The sequence below is a fragment of the Azotobacter armeniacus genome, assembly GCF_054779355.1.
Map to the genome: position 1 here is coordinate 1 of NZ_BAAGYK010000139.1, position 15,592 is coordinate 15,592.

At 57.9% G+C, this 15,592-nt stretch carries 13 protein-coding genes and 5 pseudogenes; 13 read left to right on the plus strand and 5 right to left on the minus strand.

The window, feature by feature from the left end; all coding sequences use genetic code 11:
- Nucleotides 1-417, plus strand: a pseudogene (locus tag ACYVD0_RS18575) (reverse transcriptase domain-containing protein); the annotation flags it as partial.
- A gap of 66 nt (nucleotides 418-483) precedes the next feature.
- On the opposite strand, the gene ACYVD0_RS18580 reads toward ACYVD0_RS18575, so the two are convergent.
- Entirely contained in the window at nucleotides 484-1,026 is a 543-nt protein-coding gene (locus ACYVD0_RS18580) for a nuclear transport factor 2 family protein (RefSeq protein WP_460428180.1), read from the minus strand.
- A 272-nt stretch (nucleotides 1,027-1,298) separates the two neighbouring features.
- Here ACYVD0_RS18580 and ACYVD0_RS18585 point away from each other — a divergent pair.
- Together ACYVD0_RS18585 and ACYVD0_RS18590 are read left to right on the plus strand one after the other, a co-directional pair.
- Nucleotides 1,299-1,415, plus strand: a pseudogene (locus tag ACYVD0_RS18585) (IS3 family transposase); the annotation flags it as partial.
- 31 nt (nucleotides 1,416-1,446) lie between these two features.
- Nucleotides 1,447-1,623 (plus strand): annotated as a pseudogene (locus ACYVD0_RS18590) (IS701 family transposase); the annotation flags it as partial.
- Nucleotides 1,624-1,640: 17 nt separating this feature from the next.
- Here the strand turns inward: ACYVD0_RS18590 and ACYVD0_RS18595 are convergent.
- Nucleotides 1,641-2,722 (minus strand): annotated as a pseudogene (locus ACYVD0_RS18595) (IS4 family transposase).
- Nucleotides 2,723-3,068: 346 nt separating this feature from the next.
- Between ACYVD0_RS18595 and ACYVD0_RS18600 the strand changes: the two are divergent.
- The gene (locus tag ACYVD0_RS18600) at nucleotides 3,069-4,019 is read left to right on the plus strand and encodes a DNA replication terminus site-binding protein (RefSeq protein WP_460428181.1); all 951 of its coding nucleotides are present in this window, start codon (nucleotides 3,069-3,071) and stop codon (nucleotides 4,017-4,019) included.
- Nucleotides 4,020-4,056: 37 nt separating this feature from the next.
- Here ACYVD0_RS18600 and ACYVD0_RS18605 read toward each other — a convergent pair whose 3' ends face one another.
- Entirely contained in the window at nucleotides 4,057-5,028 is a 972-nt protein-coding gene (locus tag ACYVD0_RS18605; protein ID WP_460428182.1) for a ParB/RepB/Spo0J family partition protein, read from the minus strand.
- Between the two features lie 91 nt (nucleotides 5,029-5,119).
- Nucleotides 5,120-6,244: a ParA family protein gene (locus ACYVD0_RS18610; RefSeq protein ID WP_460428183.1), complete on the minus strand. Its 1,125-nt coding sequence runs from the start codon at nucleotides 6,242-6,244 to the stop codon at nucleotides 5,120-5,122.
- A gap of 1,013 nt (nucleotides 6,245-7,257) precedes the next feature.
- On the opposite strand from ACYVD0_RS18610, the gene ACYVD0_RS18615 reads away from it, so the two are divergent.
- From ACYVD0_RS18615 to ACYVD0_RS18655, 9 genes are all read left to right on the plus strand, one after another.
- On the plus strand, nucleotides 7,258-8,160 hold the full coding sequence (locus ACYVD0_RS18615) for a RepB family plasmid replication initiator protein (protein ID WP_460428184.1): 903 nt from the start codon (nucleotides 7,258-7,260) through the stop codon (nucleotides 8,158-8,160).
- 572 nt (nucleotides 8,161-8,732) lie between these two features.
- Nucleotides 8,733-8,975 carry a phosphoribosyltransferase domain-containing protein gene (locus tag ACYVD0_RS18620; protein ID WP_460428185.1) on the plus strand — a complete coding sequence of 81 codons (243 nt, stop codon included), beginning with the start codon at nucleotides 8,733-8,735 and terminating at the stop codon, nucleotides 8,973-8,975.
- Complete coding sequence (locus ACYVD0_RS18625; protein WP_460428186.1) at nucleotides 8,923-9,123, plus strand: HpcH/HpaI aldolase/citrate lyase family protein; 201 nt, start codon at nucleotides 8,923-8,925, stop codon at nucleotides 9,121-9,123. Before ACYVD0_RS18620 ends, ACYVD0_RS18625 begins: the two co-directional genes overlap by 53 nt.
- Before the next feature lie 29 nt (nucleotides 9,124-9,152).
- The gene (locus ACYVD0_RS18630; protein WP_460428187.1) at nucleotides 9,153-9,743 is read left to right on the plus strand and encodes a TerD family protein; all 591 of its coding nucleotides are present in this window, start codon (nucleotides 9,153-9,155) and stop codon (nucleotides 9,741-9,743) included.
- Nucleotides 9,740-10,900 (plus strand): TerD family protein, encoded by a 1,161-nt coding sequence (locus tag ACYVD0_RS18635; protein WP_460428188.1) that lies wholly within the window; start codon nucleotides 9,740-9,742, stop codon nucleotides 10,898-10,900. Before ACYVD0_RS18630 ends, ACYVD0_RS18635 begins: the two co-directional genes overlap by 4 nt.
- Before the next feature lie 143 nt (nucleotides 10,901-11,043).
- The gene (locus ACYVD0_RS18640) at nucleotides 11,044-11,619 is read left to right on the plus strand and encodes a TerD family protein (RefSeq protein ID WP_460428189.1); all 576 of its coding nucleotides are present in this window, start codon (nucleotides 11,044-11,046) and stop codon (nucleotides 11,617-11,619) included.
- 38 nt (nucleotides 11,620-11,657) lie between these two features.
- Entirely contained in the window at nucleotides 11,658-12,236 is a 579-nt protein-coding gene (locus ACYVD0_RS18645; RefSeq protein ID WP_460428190.1) for a TerD family protein, read from the plus strand.
- Nucleotides 12,237-12,387: 151 nt separating this feature from the next.
- Nucleotides 12,388-13,632 carry a VWA domain-containing protein gene (locus ACYVD0_RS18650; protein WP_460428191.1) on the plus strand — a complete coding sequence of 415 codons (1,245 nt, stop codon included), beginning with the start codon at nucleotides 12,388-12,390 and terminating at the stop codon, nucleotides 13,630-13,632.
- Complete coding sequence (locus tag ACYVD0_RS18655; protein ID WP_460428192.1) at nucleotides 13,629-14,705, plus strand: endonuclease/exonuclease/phosphatase family protein; 1,077 nt, start codon at nucleotides 13,629-13,631, stop codon at nucleotides 14,703-14,705. The genes ACYVD0_RS18650 and ACYVD0_RS18655 overlap by 4 nt, the downstream gene beginning before the upstream one ends.
- A gap of 29 nt (nucleotides 14,706-14,734) precedes the next feature.
- On the opposite strand, the pseudogene ACYVD0_RS18660 reads toward ACYVD0_RS18655, so the two are convergent.
- Nucleotides 14,735-15,349 (minus strand): annotated as a pseudogene (locus ACYVD0_RS18660) (transposase family protein); the annotation flags it as partial.
- Between the last annotated feature and the right edge of the window lie 243 nt (nucleotides 15,350-15,592).

Genomic DNA, 15,592 nt, shown 5'->3' on the forward strand with positions numbered 1-15,592 from the left:
ACGTGGACGAACGCGGAGCCGGACACGCTGATGGAACGGGTGCTTGCCCCGGTCAACCTCAAGCGTGCATATCAGCGCGTAGTCAGCAACAAGGGAGCGCCGGGCGCCGATGGCATGACGGTCGCCGACTTGGCGGGCTACGTGAAACAGTACTGGCCAATCCTCAAAGCCAGGCTGCTGGCCGGTGAGTACCATCCCCAGGCAGTGCGGGCGGTTGAAATTCCCAAACCGCGGGGCGGCACCCGGCAACTGGGTATTCCCAGTGTCGTGGATCGCCTGATTCAGCAAGCCTTGCTGCAACAGCTCACGCCTATCTTCGACCCGTTTTTCTCGGACTTCAGCTACGGCTTCCGTCCGGGCAAAAGCGCCCACCAAGCCGTCGAGACGGCCCGTGCCCACGTGGCAACGGGTTACCGTTTAGGCTCCCTGGCGGAGCAAGGTTCATTGCGAACAAGCCAGCGGCTCGACGCAGAGCGATCTCGATCATGACCGGATGTCGCCCATGTACTCACGGTACTCGACGATCTTGCCCCCCCTCGCCTTCATGAATATGGCGTGCAGACCGTCATATGGCAGTCCCCCGATATTGCCGATGCCACGGTCGCACACCACCACCCAATCGCCGTCGTAGAACTGCAGGTCGACGTCGCTTTGCGTGATACGGTTACCCGCCGTGCCATGCTCACGCGCCCATGCCATCAACTTCTGTTTGGCATCGGGTCCGGTGTGGCGTCCCCGGTACGGGCCGATCGGGAACTGAAACACGAAGTCGTCCGCAAGCATGGCGAGGTACGGCTCCCAGTCGCCAGTCGCCCAGCCACTGAAGAAACTCTCGACGGCGCGATCCAGAACCGCGCGGACGTTGGTGTCAGAAGCGGCAGGTTGCTGTGCACCCGTCTCGCCCCTTCTCTTCTCTGGCGAGTCGGATGCTTCGGTGTGTGCACAGCCGATCGCCAGTGCTGCCAGTGCCGTTGCGCTGGTGATGATGAGCGATCGTCTTGTTATGGTGTCTGATGAGTTGCTCATAATGTCTCCTGCTTACGGGATTCAAACAAACAGCCGCTTCTTCTTGCCGGCCGAAGAGGCGGCAGAACGATTAAGCTAACCGGCGAGCTAAAGCGTAGCTTTGGCTCGCCCAGCGAACGAAGTGAGCGAGGTTGAGCGCTTGGCCCCCGCTGCGCGAACTACAGAATGGCCCGGGCGGCAACGCCCATGGAAGGCCGGATATAAGACTGCTCCTACCTGAGCGCCAGTGGCCTACCTCTTGAGTTCCGGGAGGCGTCCATATAAGGATTTCCTTAATTGAACTGGCGCAACAGCGTCGGCGCTTTGGTTATCGATGCCTACACGTCCTGCTGCGGTTGGCCGGTATTCAAATTAATCACAAGCACATGTATTGCCTCTCTCGCGTCGCCATGATGTATTCCCTTGCCTGGGAGAGACCGGATGACAAGTGCATCGATCGAGACAACCCTGGAGCTGAGGGCTTCATCGCTACGCGAAGTCAAGGCGCGTATGCGCCCCCTGTTTACCCAGGAGCGAGTGGCGGCCTCTGCCGGCTTGTTCCTCGATGGCCTGCTGGGCAACGAGCCACGCAAGACCGGCTGGATGCGAGCAGAGGCTGAATGATCCCCACAAAATCACCCCAGTTCCTGCGCTTGCCGGTGGACCTCCCGCCGCAGGGCCAACTCCAGCTCCCGCAGCCTCTCCCGGGAAATGGTTCCCGCGTAACAGCGTGCATACTCCAGTCCCAGCCGCCACAGCGACAGCACGTGCTTGTCCTTGAGACTGTTGCTCTGGAAACGCCGTTCATGCCCCGCCTCCTGTGCCTGCAGGCCCAGTGCGTAGTTGGCCAGCACGGCAATCAGCAGCAGGATCTCGATGCGCCGCGGGCAGCGGCTTCGATGCAGCCCCAGGCCGAGCCCCAGCCGATGGCTCTTCAGGTCGCGGAAGCCCTCCTCGACCTGCATGCGCCGCTGGTAGATCGCCACGACCTGCGCGGCATTCCACTGCGCCTCGGGCAGGTTGCTGGCCAGCAGCCAGGGCTCGCTTTCGCGCTGCGCGCTTTGCCGGCTGCGCTTGTCCCGGGCCAAGGCTCCGGTGACGCGCCGGTGCTGGCGCCCCCGCGGCGCCTGTTTCACGGCGTACAGCCGGGTGGACCAGGGCGCCGAGCGCGTCATCGCGATGTCGCCAAGACGTTTCGGCGACGCCGAGGCCAGGGCATACAGGTCCTTCAGCGGCTGCCAGGGCCGTTCGTCGAGCCGGCACAGGTCGCGATTGCGCACGCGGCCGACGTCCGTCATGCCAGCCCCGGGCTTCGACGGCCTGGAACCAGGGTCGCCGGAAGCCGGCATCGGTGACCAGGACGGGCCTGCAGCCGGCCGGCAACATCGCCGCGAGCGCCTCGAGCAGGCGCCGCTGGCAACGCGGGCAGCCCTCGCGCGGGTGGACGACTTCGCAGGCCGGCAGCGAGCGTCCGGCCAGCGGGATCGCGGCCCGCAGCAGGAACCGCTTGCCGGCGGCATCGATCGGCGACCCGTCCACCAGGATCAACGGATGCCTGAGCGAGCCCGGCAGGGCACGGCGCATGACCCAGTAGAACAACCCCCGCTCGGCCTTGCAGCAGGGCGGCCACCGCGGCCATCAGGGCTTGGAGACGGCGGGCATGGATCGTGAGGAGTGTCTTGGCGAAGGCATCGTGCAAGTATTGGACGGTCTGCATGGGTATGGGGACATCGGTCAGTTTGGTGACAACCAACGTGCCCGCCCATGCAGGCCTCTTCAAGCCCTACCTCTTTGATTTTTCGGGAAAATTTCTGTTGATCACTCAGAAACGGAGAAGATTTCATTATTTATAATACCATCCCTATATGCCTATGATAGGTAATACCCCCAGCCTCCCCTCCTCCACAGCAACGCCCCAACTCAAGGAAAAAGAAGAAGAAAGAAGGGAAAAGAAGCAAAAAAGAAGAAAAAGCGTAAGGATGGCGCTGAGAAGGAAGGTGGCGGGGTTAGGTACACTCAGGTAATGTATAGGGATGGTATTATTAGCGCCAAGGAGGCCCCTCATGTACGAAGAAATCCAGGACGCATTTATCCGCTTACAAAGCGCACTGCATGCTTTCAACCTCACCTGGCCCGCGCACGTCGTCGCCGGCGTGGTGTGGCGTCTCCCTTTGCTCACCGAGCAGCGGACCCCCGATACCCTCCAGGTCGAACGCCTGGTTGGGCAAGAGGCCGTGGATACCACCCGAATGGCACTGGCTGAATTCGAGCGTGACCTTGGGCAGGCCCCGGGTACCGTCATGCGCCTCCCCGGCTACTTCGTGGTCAGCGACTCAGTGTTGGAGCAGGTCCGTCAGGTCAATGCGCTCAAGGATGACTTGGCCGCGGCCATCGAGAAGCTGCGCCTCGAGCTGAACCTCGTGCCGGCGGCGCGGCCACGTCTCATGCGCCGGGCGCTGGGCGCCAAATTCAGCACCAAGCAGCTGCTGCGCCACATCCAATGCTTCGATGGAGCCCCGCGGTTGATCGTGTTCACCTGGGCAGGTCACACCACCGCCACCGGCCGGGTCTCCGTCGACAAGGTGCGCGAAACGCTTCAGGCCAGTGCCGAGGCCCGAGCCGGCCGCGAGAGCATTCGCCTCGAAGATACCCCTGAATACCAGGAGCTTCGCACCTTGGTGAACATGGCCGACACTGAAGTGCTTACAGAGCGAAAGTCGGTGGCGCCTCATCCACGAGCCATGCTGTGGTTCACCGACAGCTCACGCTATGACGCCATGATCCACGCCAACCTTCCAATGTTCGTCATGGCTGGAGAACATGCTTTCGAAGTGAGAGAGTTGAAAAACTTCGATCGTAATGCGCGTCAAGCCAAACGGCCCGACGAAAAGCGTCGAATAGAAGTTTTACCCAATAGGGATCTTTTCCTACCGACTCGCAAGAGTGAGGAAGCGGCTGCCACACCCAATAAGGTCGAGGAGGCTAATATAGCCTCTACCTACCGGAAAGCTTGAATTCCCGTAGCAGCGCGCCGTGTCATCACGATGTCCCTTAATTCACTTTAAGACCATCCAGATTGATGGTTTCCAAAAATGCTGAAAGTTGCTCGCTGAGCAATTGCATGTCCACGTTCTTTTCGCATCGCAACACCATTTTTCTGCCATCGATCTTCATAGTGCCGAGCCCCTTGATGGCTTTCGACATAGTTCTTGAAGACTCTGAATTTCCTTTCTGCTCAGCGATTGCTTTGGTGATCCACCGCAGGGCTTGTACTTGGCTGATGCCCTCATCACGCATTGAGGTAATAGCCTGTACGAGGAGGTCAGGATGGCTTTTCCCGAACTCAATGAACTCTTTGGCTTTTAAGCCTCCGATCAAGCCAGGGTTTTTGTCCAAGATCTGACGAGCAGCCTCTGGCAGCTCCATCAGAAGTAGGCAGCGGCTTATGATGGAGACATTCACTCCCAGTCGCCTGGCCAGTGCACGCTGACTGGGCTCATCACCAGAAGCGAGAATATGTGCGTAGCTGCGGCCCCGCTCATACTCAGTAAGTGGTTCCTGCCCCTCGTTGTCGGTGAGCGCCAGGATTTTTCCCATGGCATCGCTCATCGGCCTGACGTAAGCCATAACCGTTTTGATACCTACGAGCTTGTGGGCTCGCCAGCGCCTCTCCCCACCGATCAGCTCGTACTCACCCTGTCCAAGAGGACGAACAATCAAAGGCTTGACCAAGCCTATGGATTGGATTGAATTTGCCAGTTCTTCGATTGCCGCCTCATTGAGCGTCAGACGGGGTTGGTACGGAGATGGCTTGATAGCCTCGACCGGGATCTCAGCCAAAGTCGTTTGTGAAGCTGTGGCTTCAGCCTCTACAGTCGACTCAGAAGAGCTGTCCTCTTCTTTACTCATAGCGAGCATTTGTGCCCTGGATACCTGCTCCGTAAGTTGCGGCACGGCTGCTGGCGCCCGTAGTCCCATCATTCCTACGGTTCTCTTACGGCCTGGATAGTCATCCGATTTCACTCAAAGTTCTCCATGTTCAGCTGTTGCTTCAAGCAACATCCCACTTGGGGCGGCTCTGTTGCTTTAAGCAACACCTTCAGTCTCTCTAGGGTTAGGCTATTGCTCGCATACGCTCGAGGACTTCACCGAAAACGGTCCGGGCGGATTCGGATGTCTTCGCTGTGGTTCCTTTCCATAAAAGCAATGGGACGCCCTGATCCAGCGCTTTGCCGTAGTCCTCGGAGAAGTACAGCTTTTCATCCGTGACCCTATTAGGGAAAAGCTCGTTGAGGATCAGCAGGTTTCCGAGAAGTCGCTTTCGATTTTTGATGAACATTGTCGGCAAAGCCACAATCGTTGGTGAGCGCTTATAGTCTTGAGCGAAACGAACCACCCAATCGTGTAACCGCATCAAAGCGCGGAATGAAAACTTGTCCATACGAACTGGACACAAGAGAAGATCGCTTGCAGCGACTGAGTTCTTGGTCAACCGAGATGCGGCTGGCGCGTTGTCAAAGATGATTACGTCATAGACGGAAAGATCACAATCAGGCAGCCCTCCCGTGTTGCCAGCCTCAATCCATTGCGCATACCAAAAATCGCTATTGTTCGCTGCATCCAAGGCAACACCAAGATCGTCCAAGTAACCATCGGATGGAATGAGGTGAACTCCGTTCTCACCAAAGGGTTTTTTTATTACTTCAGCAAGAGCTTTTCCAGGGAATGGCCGCATTCGGAGCAGGGGGCTGACAAGATTACCGAGATGGCCATCGACAAGACGGTCAACAGGAACCCCCATAGCCTCCAGGTCCGCACCGCTCAGATCTGGGTCGTAACCGAGCATGCACGATGAGTCACCTTGAGGATCATTGTCGATAATGAGAGTTTTCAAGCCTACCAGCTGAAGATAGATGGCAAAGTTCACTGCTGTGGTGGTTTTGCCTGTCCCCCCTTTCTGGACAAAAGTCGAAATCACAATCTGCTTCTGCAAACCCTTGGTGTAGCCCTTTGCACGGCGTAGGGCGGCGATAGTAAAAATGTCGCTCAGGGTATAAGCCCTAGAAGTGACCGTACCGCGAGGCACGCGGCGAATCTCGATCCCATTTTCTTCTTCGATGTCCTTCAACCTTCGGGTCGTCAGTCCAAAGCAGTCGGCGGCAAACTGAGGGGGATAGAGAAGGGAATCGAAGTCTACGAAGTTGGCGCTTTCTTCCGGCAATTCAGTCTGAGCGTTCATTGCAATCTCGGCCATGGATAGGTATAGCAAAGATGATAATACGGTTATTCATTTTTTAAAGTGGAAATTCAGGTTGTAATGAATTTTTCTTCAAAATTCCTGAATTCTCTGAAGGTGACCGGTTAAGTCTTGAGCTGTTGCCACGGACCCAGGTCGATGGCTTCATCGAGCACTTCTCGGTGCCGAGCATCGCATTTGAGTTGGCAGCAGCGCTTTCAACAGTATCGGCGGCCTGCAGTTCTCCGTTAGCGACAAGGCGGTGATCGAACTGGTGCGAGTGCTGCTGGAGAAAGACAGGTGGCGAAAGTGCCCAGGGAAAGGATAGAGATTTCCGGTCAATTAGCAGGGGCCTCTCCTGGCAGCGATCAAGGCAAGGTTGATGGTGGTTGCCTCTAGGGCGCGCCATTTCAGGCTCTACCCACGAAAGGATAGAAATTTCCGGTCCTTCTGTGCGCTCGTTTTCTGGACATTGTTGTAGCTTGAACTAGCCTCAGTTGCGGCTTTCAGCCTCTCAAAGGATAGAGATTTCCGGTCTCCGGAATGGCGGCATCCATCCTTCAAGGGATAGAAATTTCCGGTCACCAGGATGGTGACCATCAGCCCCCCAAAGGATAGAGATTTCCGGTCTTCTACTTCCTCGCTTTCCAACGGCCGATCAGGCCGAAAGCGAGGGAATCTTTCAGCAAAAATCCCCGTGCACGCTGTTAAGCCCTTCTGAAGCTAAAAGCCGTGGTTTTTAAGGCTTTTAAAGCTTTTAAAGCTTTTCGGAAGGCTGAAAGCCACGGCTGGCGCGGCTTTCAGAGCCTCAAAGGATAGAAAATTCCGGTTAAAGGATAGTGTTTTCCGGTCTAAAGGATAGGAAATTCCGGTCTAAGGGATAGACATTTCCGGTAAAGGATAGACATTTCCGGTTGGCTATTTGAGAAGTAGTGGGCACCTTATGGATATACGTAATTGACGTCTATCCATAGTGCATCTAGCATTCGCGCCAGACGCTAAGGAGTGCCGTCTGGATGAATACCAGTACAACTGACCTTGTGGTGAAATCCAATCGACTTATCGAGGCGGGATACCGACTGGACCTGATTGAGCAGCGCATGGTCTTGGCCGCGATTGTCGAGGCCCGCGAAACGCAAACAGGCCTCTCTGATGGCTATGTGACCCTAGAAGCCAAGCGTTTCTGCAAACTCTTTGGTATGCGGCCCGACTCGGTGTACGGGCAGCTGAAGAAAGCTCTGAACACCCTGTATGAGCGGGAAATCACGTTCTACGACATTCATCCAGAAACCGGCGCCAGGCGGCACAATTCCATCCGCTGGATTAGCAGCAAAACCTATATTGACGGCGCCGGGGCTGTTCAAATGCGTTTTGCCCCTGAGATCGTTCCCTACCTGACTCGCCTAGAAGCCGAGTTTACGTCCTACCGCCTGGATCGCATCGGGCGTATGTCGAGTCCACACGCAATCCGGCTGTATGAGCTCTTGCTGCAATACGAGAAACTGGGGCAGCGCACCTTTACGATGCAAGAGTTCCGGCAAACATTTCAGATCGAGGATATGTACGAGAAGCTATCGGCTTTGAAGCGGTACTTACTCGAGCCTGCTGTTAAGCAGATCAATGAATTCTCTGACCTCGAAGTTTCCTGGAGCGAGCGCAAGCAGGGGCGCGCAGTCACGCACCTTGTTTTCGATATCAGTCTGAAAGATATGCGCCTGTTGGCCAAGCCGGACAAACCTGCTGGAAAGCCTAGGAAAGCCAAGTCAAAGGCAACGACGCTGCTTGCTACTCGCTCGAATGCTCCTGAGTGGTTCACCCTCGATTTCATCCGCACTCACCAGCAGCGTGACGAATCCCTGGAGGCAGCAGAGGTCCGTTTGCGCGAGCAGTTCAAGCTTCCTGCCATGGAGGGCAGCTAACGCAGGTTGGTGGGAAGCGGTAACCGGCATAGGAAATGGCGTCGGTGGCAGGGAGGGGCGTCGTGCTGCAGGGTGGTTCGTTTCATATCCGGGATTGTCACCACATCTCCGTCAACCTGCCAACAACGTGACAGTACCGCGCCCGCATTATCCTGGCTGGGATTGAAATCATGCCCTTGCTAAAGAACAACTGCGGTTCGAGGGTAGCGTTCGCCCGTCCCCCGCATAGCAATTTCAATCTCTGGTAAGGTAAGCGCGAGGTGGCAGCGTTGCTTTTGGGTATTCGTTCTTACTGCGACAAAGCCGCTTGGCTAGAGTCCCTGGATCAAGGTCAGAAACCAAAATGCTTTTCTTTAAATCAACCATTGCCAAGCAAAGTGCCATCAATTATTTTGTCGGCACATAAGGTGTTGTGGCCGATAGAGTGCGGCATGGAATACGCGGAGAAGTCAAGGATTGATATCAACACGGCATCCCGAAAGCATGACTCATGCCACTCTTGCGCGTGAAAAATTGCAGGTTGATGTCAGCCGCAGCGAAACGGACCCTGCATTGTTGTTTGATTTTTCCGAATGCCCTTTAAGCGCGCCCTCCTATTTGTCTCTTGCGTACTCGGCCGGCATATCCCGGCTCGCCCTTCAGCCGTGAGCGCCAGCTTCGATGAGCTCGCCGCCAACATTCCGGATGACCTGCCTGATCCCGTCCTGACAAGGCTTACCTGGTCAACACTCGCCACGCCTTGGGAACCGAACTGTTCACAAAGTGCTGCGCGTGAGCGTGGAGGACCTGAACAGTGCTCGCCTGATCCTCGGTGACGGTACAGCAGCGGTTTTTAAGCACGGTGGCGCCATGTGCGAGCCCGCAACCCACTGCAAATGGGCTCGGAACATGCTTGAACGCGCGCATTGGAATAGCGTGCAGCAGGAAAGTCCGGTCATGCCCCTCCGTGTATCCCGCATTTAAAATCCAACATAACTGGAACGGAGTACCACATGAGTATCAGCCTCGCAAAGAAACAGACGATCTCTCTGGACAAGGAAGCGGGCACGGGTCTGCGCAAGATCCGCATGGGGCTGGGCTGGGACCCGGTTAAACCATCCGGCTTCTTTAGCAAATTGGTGAATAGCGATACCGCGATTGACCTAGATGCCTCTTGCATCGTGGTGGACGCCAACCAACGTCCCTTGGATGTTGTCTGGTTCCGTCAACTGGAGTCCAGTGACGGCCTGATCGCTCACTCGGGCGACAACCGTACTGGTGACGGCAGTGGTGACGACGAAACCATCTCCGTGAACCTGGAGGCACTGTCCAGCAACATCAAGCATCTGGTGTTTACCGTGAACTCCTTCTTGGGACAGACCTTTGAGAAGGTGGGCAACGCCTACTGCCGTATCGTGGATGACGTAACCGGCAAGGAGCTGGCCCGCTTTAATCTAAGCGATCAAGGCAACCATACCGGAATGATCATGGCTTATCTGACCCGTACTGCTTCGGGTTGGGACGTGACCGCGGTCGGCCAGCGCAGCAACGGTCGAACCGTTACCGATCTGGGTAACGAAGCCGTGGCAGCGGTGAACGCATGACCACGCTGGCTCCCGGCGCAAATGCGCCCCTCGCCCAAAGCCCACTGACCGCCACGGTCAGCTTTACCCCTGTAGCCGGTGCGGATCTGGACGTTTCGGCTTTCCTGCTGGGCGCCAACGGGAAGGCCCGCGGCGATGCCGATATGTGCTTTTACGGCCAGACCAGTGTCGCCAACGGTGCTGTTCAGCTGTCTCTGTCCGAATCTGGTCGGGTCGTCTTTAGCCTCAATCTGGATCGATTGGATGCCAGTGTGGAGAAAGTGGCCCTGACTGCCACGATCTACGAGAACAAGGCCCGCTTTGCGGCATTCCCGCATCTGACACTGATCGTGACTGGTGGCATTGAAGCGCCAATCCCGACTCAGGGCATGCAGGAAACAGCGCTGATCCTCGGCGAGTTCTATCGCCGCCAGGGTGCCTGGAAGTTCCGTTGCGTGGCACAGGGCTTTGCCGGTGGTCTCAAGCCGCTTGCCACCCACTTCGGCGTCGAAATCGCGGCTCCGACCGCGAGTCCGGCACCCGCGCCGACGGCACCCTCCCAGATCAACCTGAGCAAGATCACCCTCGACAAGTCTCGCTCCAGCATTAGCTTGGAGAAGAAAAGCGATGGCGACTTCGGCGAGATCAAGATGAACCTGAACTGGAACCGTCCCAATACCTCTGGCGGGTTCTTCTCCGGCCTTCTGGGCAGATCTAGCGGAGTTGATCTTGATGTGGGTTGCCTGTTCGAAATGCAGGATGGTCGCAAGGGCGTGATCCAGGCGCTCGGCAACGCCTTCGGCAACTTCAATAGCTCCCCGTTCATTCACCTTATGGGTGATGACCGCACTGGCTCAGTTAGTGATGGCGAGTGGCTGCGGATCAACGGCAAGGAGTGGCGCAATATCCGCCGCGTACTGGTTTACGCCTTTATCTACGAAGGCGTTCCGAACTGGAAAGCCACCGATGGTGTCGTGACGCTTTTTGCTCCCGGCCAACTTCCCATCGAGGTTCGTGTGAGCGAAGAGGGCGGCAATCTCAATTGCTGCGCTATCGCCCTGCTCGAGAACGTGAGTGGAAGCGTAAAGGTGTGCCGTGAAGTGCGCTTCTTCCAAGACCAGCAGAAGCTTGATCATGCCTACCAGTGGGGACTTCGCTGGAGCGGGGGATCCAAATAACACGGGCAACATGCCTGCTGATTGTTCTGCTCGCTTTGAACATCGGCATCGTCGCCTGCGTGCTCTTGCCTTGGGAAAGAGGAAGACGCGGGAACTAAAGCCAAAGAAAACGCTTAACCATACCCTACTAAGGAGAGTAAACCATGGCACTTACCCTGCACAAAGATGGCAACCTTTCCTTGTCCAAGGCCGACCCGAGCCTGACCAAGATCCTGGTCGGTCTGGGCTGGGACCCGCGCGCCACTGACGGCACTCAGTTCGACCTGGATGACAGCGCCTTCCTGCTGAACGCCGACGGCAAGGTCCGTGGCGAACAAGACTTCATCTTTTACAACCAGCTACGCAGTCCTGAAGGCGCAGTCGAGCATGCCGGCGACAGCCGTGATGGTCTAGGCGACGGCGACGACGAGGCCATCAATGTCGATCTAAGCAAGGTTCCGGCCGCCGTCAACAGGATCTCGCTCACCGTGACCATTCACGATGCTGAAGCGCGTCGCCAGAGCTTCGGCCAAGTCGGCAATGCCTTCATTCGCATCGTGAACAACGTCACTGGCGTCGAGGTCGTACGCTTCGACCTGGCCGAGGATGCCTCCACCGAAACCGCAATGATCTTCGGTGAGTTGTACCGCCACAACGGCGAATGGAAGCTCCACGCTGTCGGCCAAGGCTATGCCGGTGTCCTGAAAGCGATGTGCAACCAGTTCGGCCTGAACCTGTAACCCAATCCCAAGCGAAACCATCCAGAAGGAAGTTGAAAATGGCTGTATCTCTGAGCAAAGGCGGCAACGTATCCCTGTCCAAAGAGGCCCCTGGCCTGACCGCCGTGAATGTCGGCCTGGGCTGGGATGCTCGCGTCACCGATGGCGCCGCGTTCGATCTGGACGCCTCGGTATTCGTAGTCGGCGAGAACGACAAGGTGCTGAACGACCAGGCCTTTGTTTTCTACAACAACAAGAAGTCTGCCTGCGGCAACGTTGAGCACCAGGGCGACAACCGCAGCGGTGAAGGCAGCGGCGACGACGAGCTGGTCTCGGTGAACCTGGCTGGCCTGGGCGCCGAAGCCAAGAAGCTGGTCTTCGCTGTCACCATTCACGAGGCTGCCGCTCGCAACCAGAGCTTCGGCCAGGTGAACAAGGCCTATATCCGCGTGATGAACAAGGCTGGCGGCACCGAGATCGCCCGCTTCGACCTGAGCGAGGATGCCTCCACCGAAACCGCGATGATCTTCGGTGAGTTGTATCGCCACGGCGAAGAGTGGAAGTTCAAGGCCATCGGTCAGGGCTTCGCAGGCGGCCTGGCTCCGCTGGCTGCCAACTTCGGCGTCAACCTCGCCTAATCAGGCTTGGTAACAAAGGGGGCTTCACACCGAGGCCTCCTTTTCCCTTCCTTCTGATCCAGAGGACTGGCTTCGCTCTGGCTGGTATGAAGCCATTCCTCTGGATCAAACCAAAACCTTTATCTACTTGGATTGAACAAGGAATTTCTGAATGCTCGAACTTATCCAGGGCCAGCGGCTGCCCTTGTCCTCGATTACCACTTCAAGCTCCGTAGAAGTGACTTTCGACATTCAGGGCCAACTAGCGCTCGACCTGGCCTGCTTTGGCCTCGATGCCCAAGGCAAGCTCTCCGACGACCGCTACATGGTCTTCTTCAACCAGCCGGAATCGCCCTGCCGGAGCGTACGGTTGGTGAAGCCGACTACTTTCGGCCTCTCGCTGGTCGAGGTCCCTGCCAGCATCGACAAGCTCGTCTTCACCGCGGCTATCGACGGCCAGGGCACACTGCGCCAGCTCGGCGCGAGTCAGTTCAGGATCAGCGATGCCGGCACCCCCAAAGCCACCTGCGCGTTCGCCGGTGAAACCTTCGCCCAGGAGCGCGCCATCATGCTTGTGGAGTTCTACCGCAAGGACGGCATCTGGCGCCTGAACTCGGTGCTGCAGGGCTTCAATGAGGGTCTGGATGCGCTGGTACGCCACTTCGGCGGTGAGGTGGCGGAAGACGTAGCAGCCCCGGCGCCGGCTGGCCAGGTCTCCCTCGAGAAGAAGGTGGCTGCCGCAGCCCCGCAACTGATGAGCCTGGCCAAGAAGGCGCAGGTCAGCCTGGAGAAAGCCAGACTGACCGACGTGCGCGCCCGCGTGGGCCTGATCCTCGACGGCTCGGGCTCCATGAACAATCAGTACAAGCAAGGCCGGGTGCAGGAAGTGGTGAATCGCCTGCTGCCGCTGGCGGTTCACTTCGACAACGATGGCCAGCTCGACTGCTGGGCCTTCGGCGATCTGCCTCAGCAGCTCAGCAGCGTAAACTTGCAGAACTTCCACGACTTCATCAACACCGACCACGGCGGCTGGCGGAATTGGGAGCTGGGCTCACGGATCAACACCGAATACCGGGTTATCGAGCAGACCATCGAGTTCTACCGCCGAAGCAATAGCTCTACCCCGATTTATATCCTGTTCATCAGCGACGGCGGCATTTACGACAGCCGGCGCATTATCAAGCTGATCACTGAAGCGGCCAAATTGCCGATCTTCTGGCAGTTCGTCGGCCTGGCCGGGCGCAATTACGGCATTCTCGAAAAGCTCGACGACATGACCAACCGCGTGGTCGACAACTGCAACTTCTTCGCCCTCGATGACCTGCACGGCATCAGCGAGGAAACCCTCTACGACCGACTGATGGAGGAATTCCCCGGCTGGCTGCAGGCGGCCAAAGCCAAGGGGATCGTCGCATGAAGATCGTACCGAAAATGCTGATGCGCACCACCTTCCTTGCCGTCTCCCTGCTGGCCAGCTCCATCGCCAGTGCCTCGGACATCGTGGTGGCTTCCTGGAACATCAAGCGGATGGGCCATGGCAGTCAGCAGAGCTTTCCGGCGTTGGCCACGGTCGCCAGTCGGGCCGACCTGCTGGCCGTGCAGGAGGTCATGACCGAACAGGGGCTGAACAAGCTCGAGGTCGCGCTGGAGAAGCAGACCGGTGAAAGCTGGTCGACCCTGAAATCCCATGCCATCGGCTCCAACTCCTACAAGGAAATGTACGCCTTCGTTTGGCGTGACAAGACCGTGGCCTACGAGGATGGTGCTGTGGTCTATATGGATCGCGGCAATCGTTTTATCCGCGAGCCCTTCTCGGCCCGCTTCAAGTCGATGCGCGACGGCAGCATGCTGGCGCTGGGCACTGTTCACATCCTCTACGGTGATGGGGTGGAAGACCGCACGCCAGAGATCCGGGAGCTGGCGAACTACTGGACCTGGATGAGCGGGGTCTACCCAGGCACCCCGCAGATGTTGGTCGGCGACTTTAACCTACCGCCGTCGGACGCCGCCTGGGCTCCGCTGAAGCAGCACGCCCAGCCTCTGATCACCAAAGGCGGCACCACCCTATCCGGTAAAGACGGCAAGTACGCTAGCCTCTACGATAATATCTGGATCGCCAAAAACAGCCCGCTGAAGATCACCTCCTTCGGGGTCATTGACTATCCCAAGATCATCGGTTGGAGTCACGAAAAGAGCCGCTCCCACGTCTCCGACCATGCACCGGTATTCGTCTCGCTGAGTAGCTTTGGTCGCAATGGGGCCGGAGCCGCGGCGGTCCAAACCACACCACAGCAGGTCGCCCACCAGGCATCCGCCTCGCAGGTCGACACCAAGGCTCCGGGCGCGGTGCGCGGAAATCGCGACTCGCAGATCTACCATCGCCCGGACTGCCCGAGCTACGGGCGTATTTCAGCCAAGAACGCCATCGAATTCGAGAGTGCTGCCGCTGCTGAGGCGGCCGGCTATCGGCTGGCGGGCAACTGCCATTGATCAGGCCGCAGCACCAATCCAGGAGATATCTCGTTTTCGCGCTGTGCGTTTTGTCGGCTGCGCTTGTCCCGGGCCAGGGTTCCGGTGACGCGCCGGTGCCGGCGTCCCCGCGGCGCATGCTTCACCGCGTAGACCTGGGTGGACCAGGGCGCCGAGCGCGTCATCTCGATGCAAGCGGGCCGTTTCGGCGACGCCGAGACCAGGGCATACAGGTCTTTCACCGGCTGCCAAGGCCGCCGGAAGCCGGCATCGGTGACCAAGACGGGCTGTCAGTCGGCCGGTAACATCGCCGCGAGCGCCTCGAGCAGGCGCTGCTGGCAACGCCGGCAGCCCTCGCACGGATGGACGAGGTTCCGGGCGGCATCGATCACCAACCAGTCCACCAAGATCGAGGATGTCTGAGCGAGCCCAGCAGGGCGCGGAGCACGGCCCAGTAGAACAATTCGAGCTCGGCCTGCAGCTGCCGGTTGCCAAGCAGGCGGTCGATCCACTTAATCGCATGCTTTGATGGGCCGAGCCAGGCATGGAACTCCCCAGCGCAATCAAGGTCAGGCAGCGCTCCTGCAGCAGGGTCTCGAGACGGCGGGCATGGACGTGGGGAGTGGCTCGGCGAGTGCGGCGTGCAAAAATTGGAGGGTCTGCATGGGGATCATGGGACGTCGGTTTGTTTGGCGATAATCAACGTCGCTCGTCCATGCAGACTTCTTCAAGAACTATCTGCTTGGTTTTTCTGGATTTTTATGGGGATCACTCAGATTCAGAAGCCATTAGCTATTGCAAACGAAATGAGCACCATCAGGGCAATCGCATGAACAACTTTCTTTCTTCCCTCTCCCATCCATGGGAGACGACTGCATGGATGCAGGAGGTAGGGCGATGCAGGAGGC

What these genes read in the sequence shown, in the direction of transcription:
- ACYVD0_RS18620 (WP_460428185.1), top strand. Translation starts at nt 8,733, where the DNA reads ATGCCCTTTAAGCGCGCCCTCCTATTTGTCTCTTGCGTACTCGGCCGG.
- ACYVD0_RS18615 (WP_460428184.1), top strand. Translation starts at nt 7,258, where the DNA reads ATGAATACCAGTACAACTGACCTTGTGGTGAAATCCAATCGACTTATC.
- ACYVD0_RS18600 (WP_460428181.1), top strand. Translation starts at nt 3,069, where the DNA reads ATGTACGAAGAAATCCAGGACGCATTTATCCGCTTACAAAGCGCACTG.
- ACYVD0_RS18580 (WP_460428180.1), bottom strand. Translation starts at nt 1,026, where the DNA reads ATGAGCAACTCATCAGACACCATAACAAGACGATCGCTCATCATCACC.
- ACYVD0_RS18640 (WP_460428189.1), top strand. Translation starts at nt 11,044, where the DNA reads ATGGCACTTACCCTGCACAAAGATGGCAACCTTTCCTTGTCCAAGGCC.
- ACYVD0_RS18630 (WP_460428187.1), top strand. Translation starts at nt 9,153, where the DNA reads ATGAGTATCAGCCTCGCAAAGAAACAGACGATCTCTCTGGACAAGGAA.
- ACYVD0_RS18610 (WP_460428183.1), bottom strand. Translation starts at nt 6,244, where the DNA reads ATGAACGCTCAGACTGAATTGCCGGAAGAAAGCGCCAACTTCGTAGAC.
- ACYVD0_RS18635 (WP_460428188.1), top strand. Translation starts at nt 9,740, where the DNA reads ATGACCACGCTGGCTCCCGGCGCAAATGCGCCCCTCGCCCAAAGCCCA.
- ACYVD0_RS18655 (WP_460428192.1), top strand. Translation starts at nt 13,629, where the DNA reads ATGAAGATCGTACCGAAAATGCTGATGCGCACCACCTTCCTTGCCGTC.
- ACYVD0_RS18650 (WP_460428191.1), top strand. Translation starts at nt 12,388, where the DNA reads ATGCTCGAACTTATCCAGGGCCAGCGGCTGCCCTTGTCCTCGATTACC.
- ACYVD0_RS18645 (WP_460428190.1), top strand. Translation starts at nt 11,658, where the DNA reads ATGGCTGTATCTCTGAGCAAAGGCGGCAACGTATCCCTGTCCAAAGAG.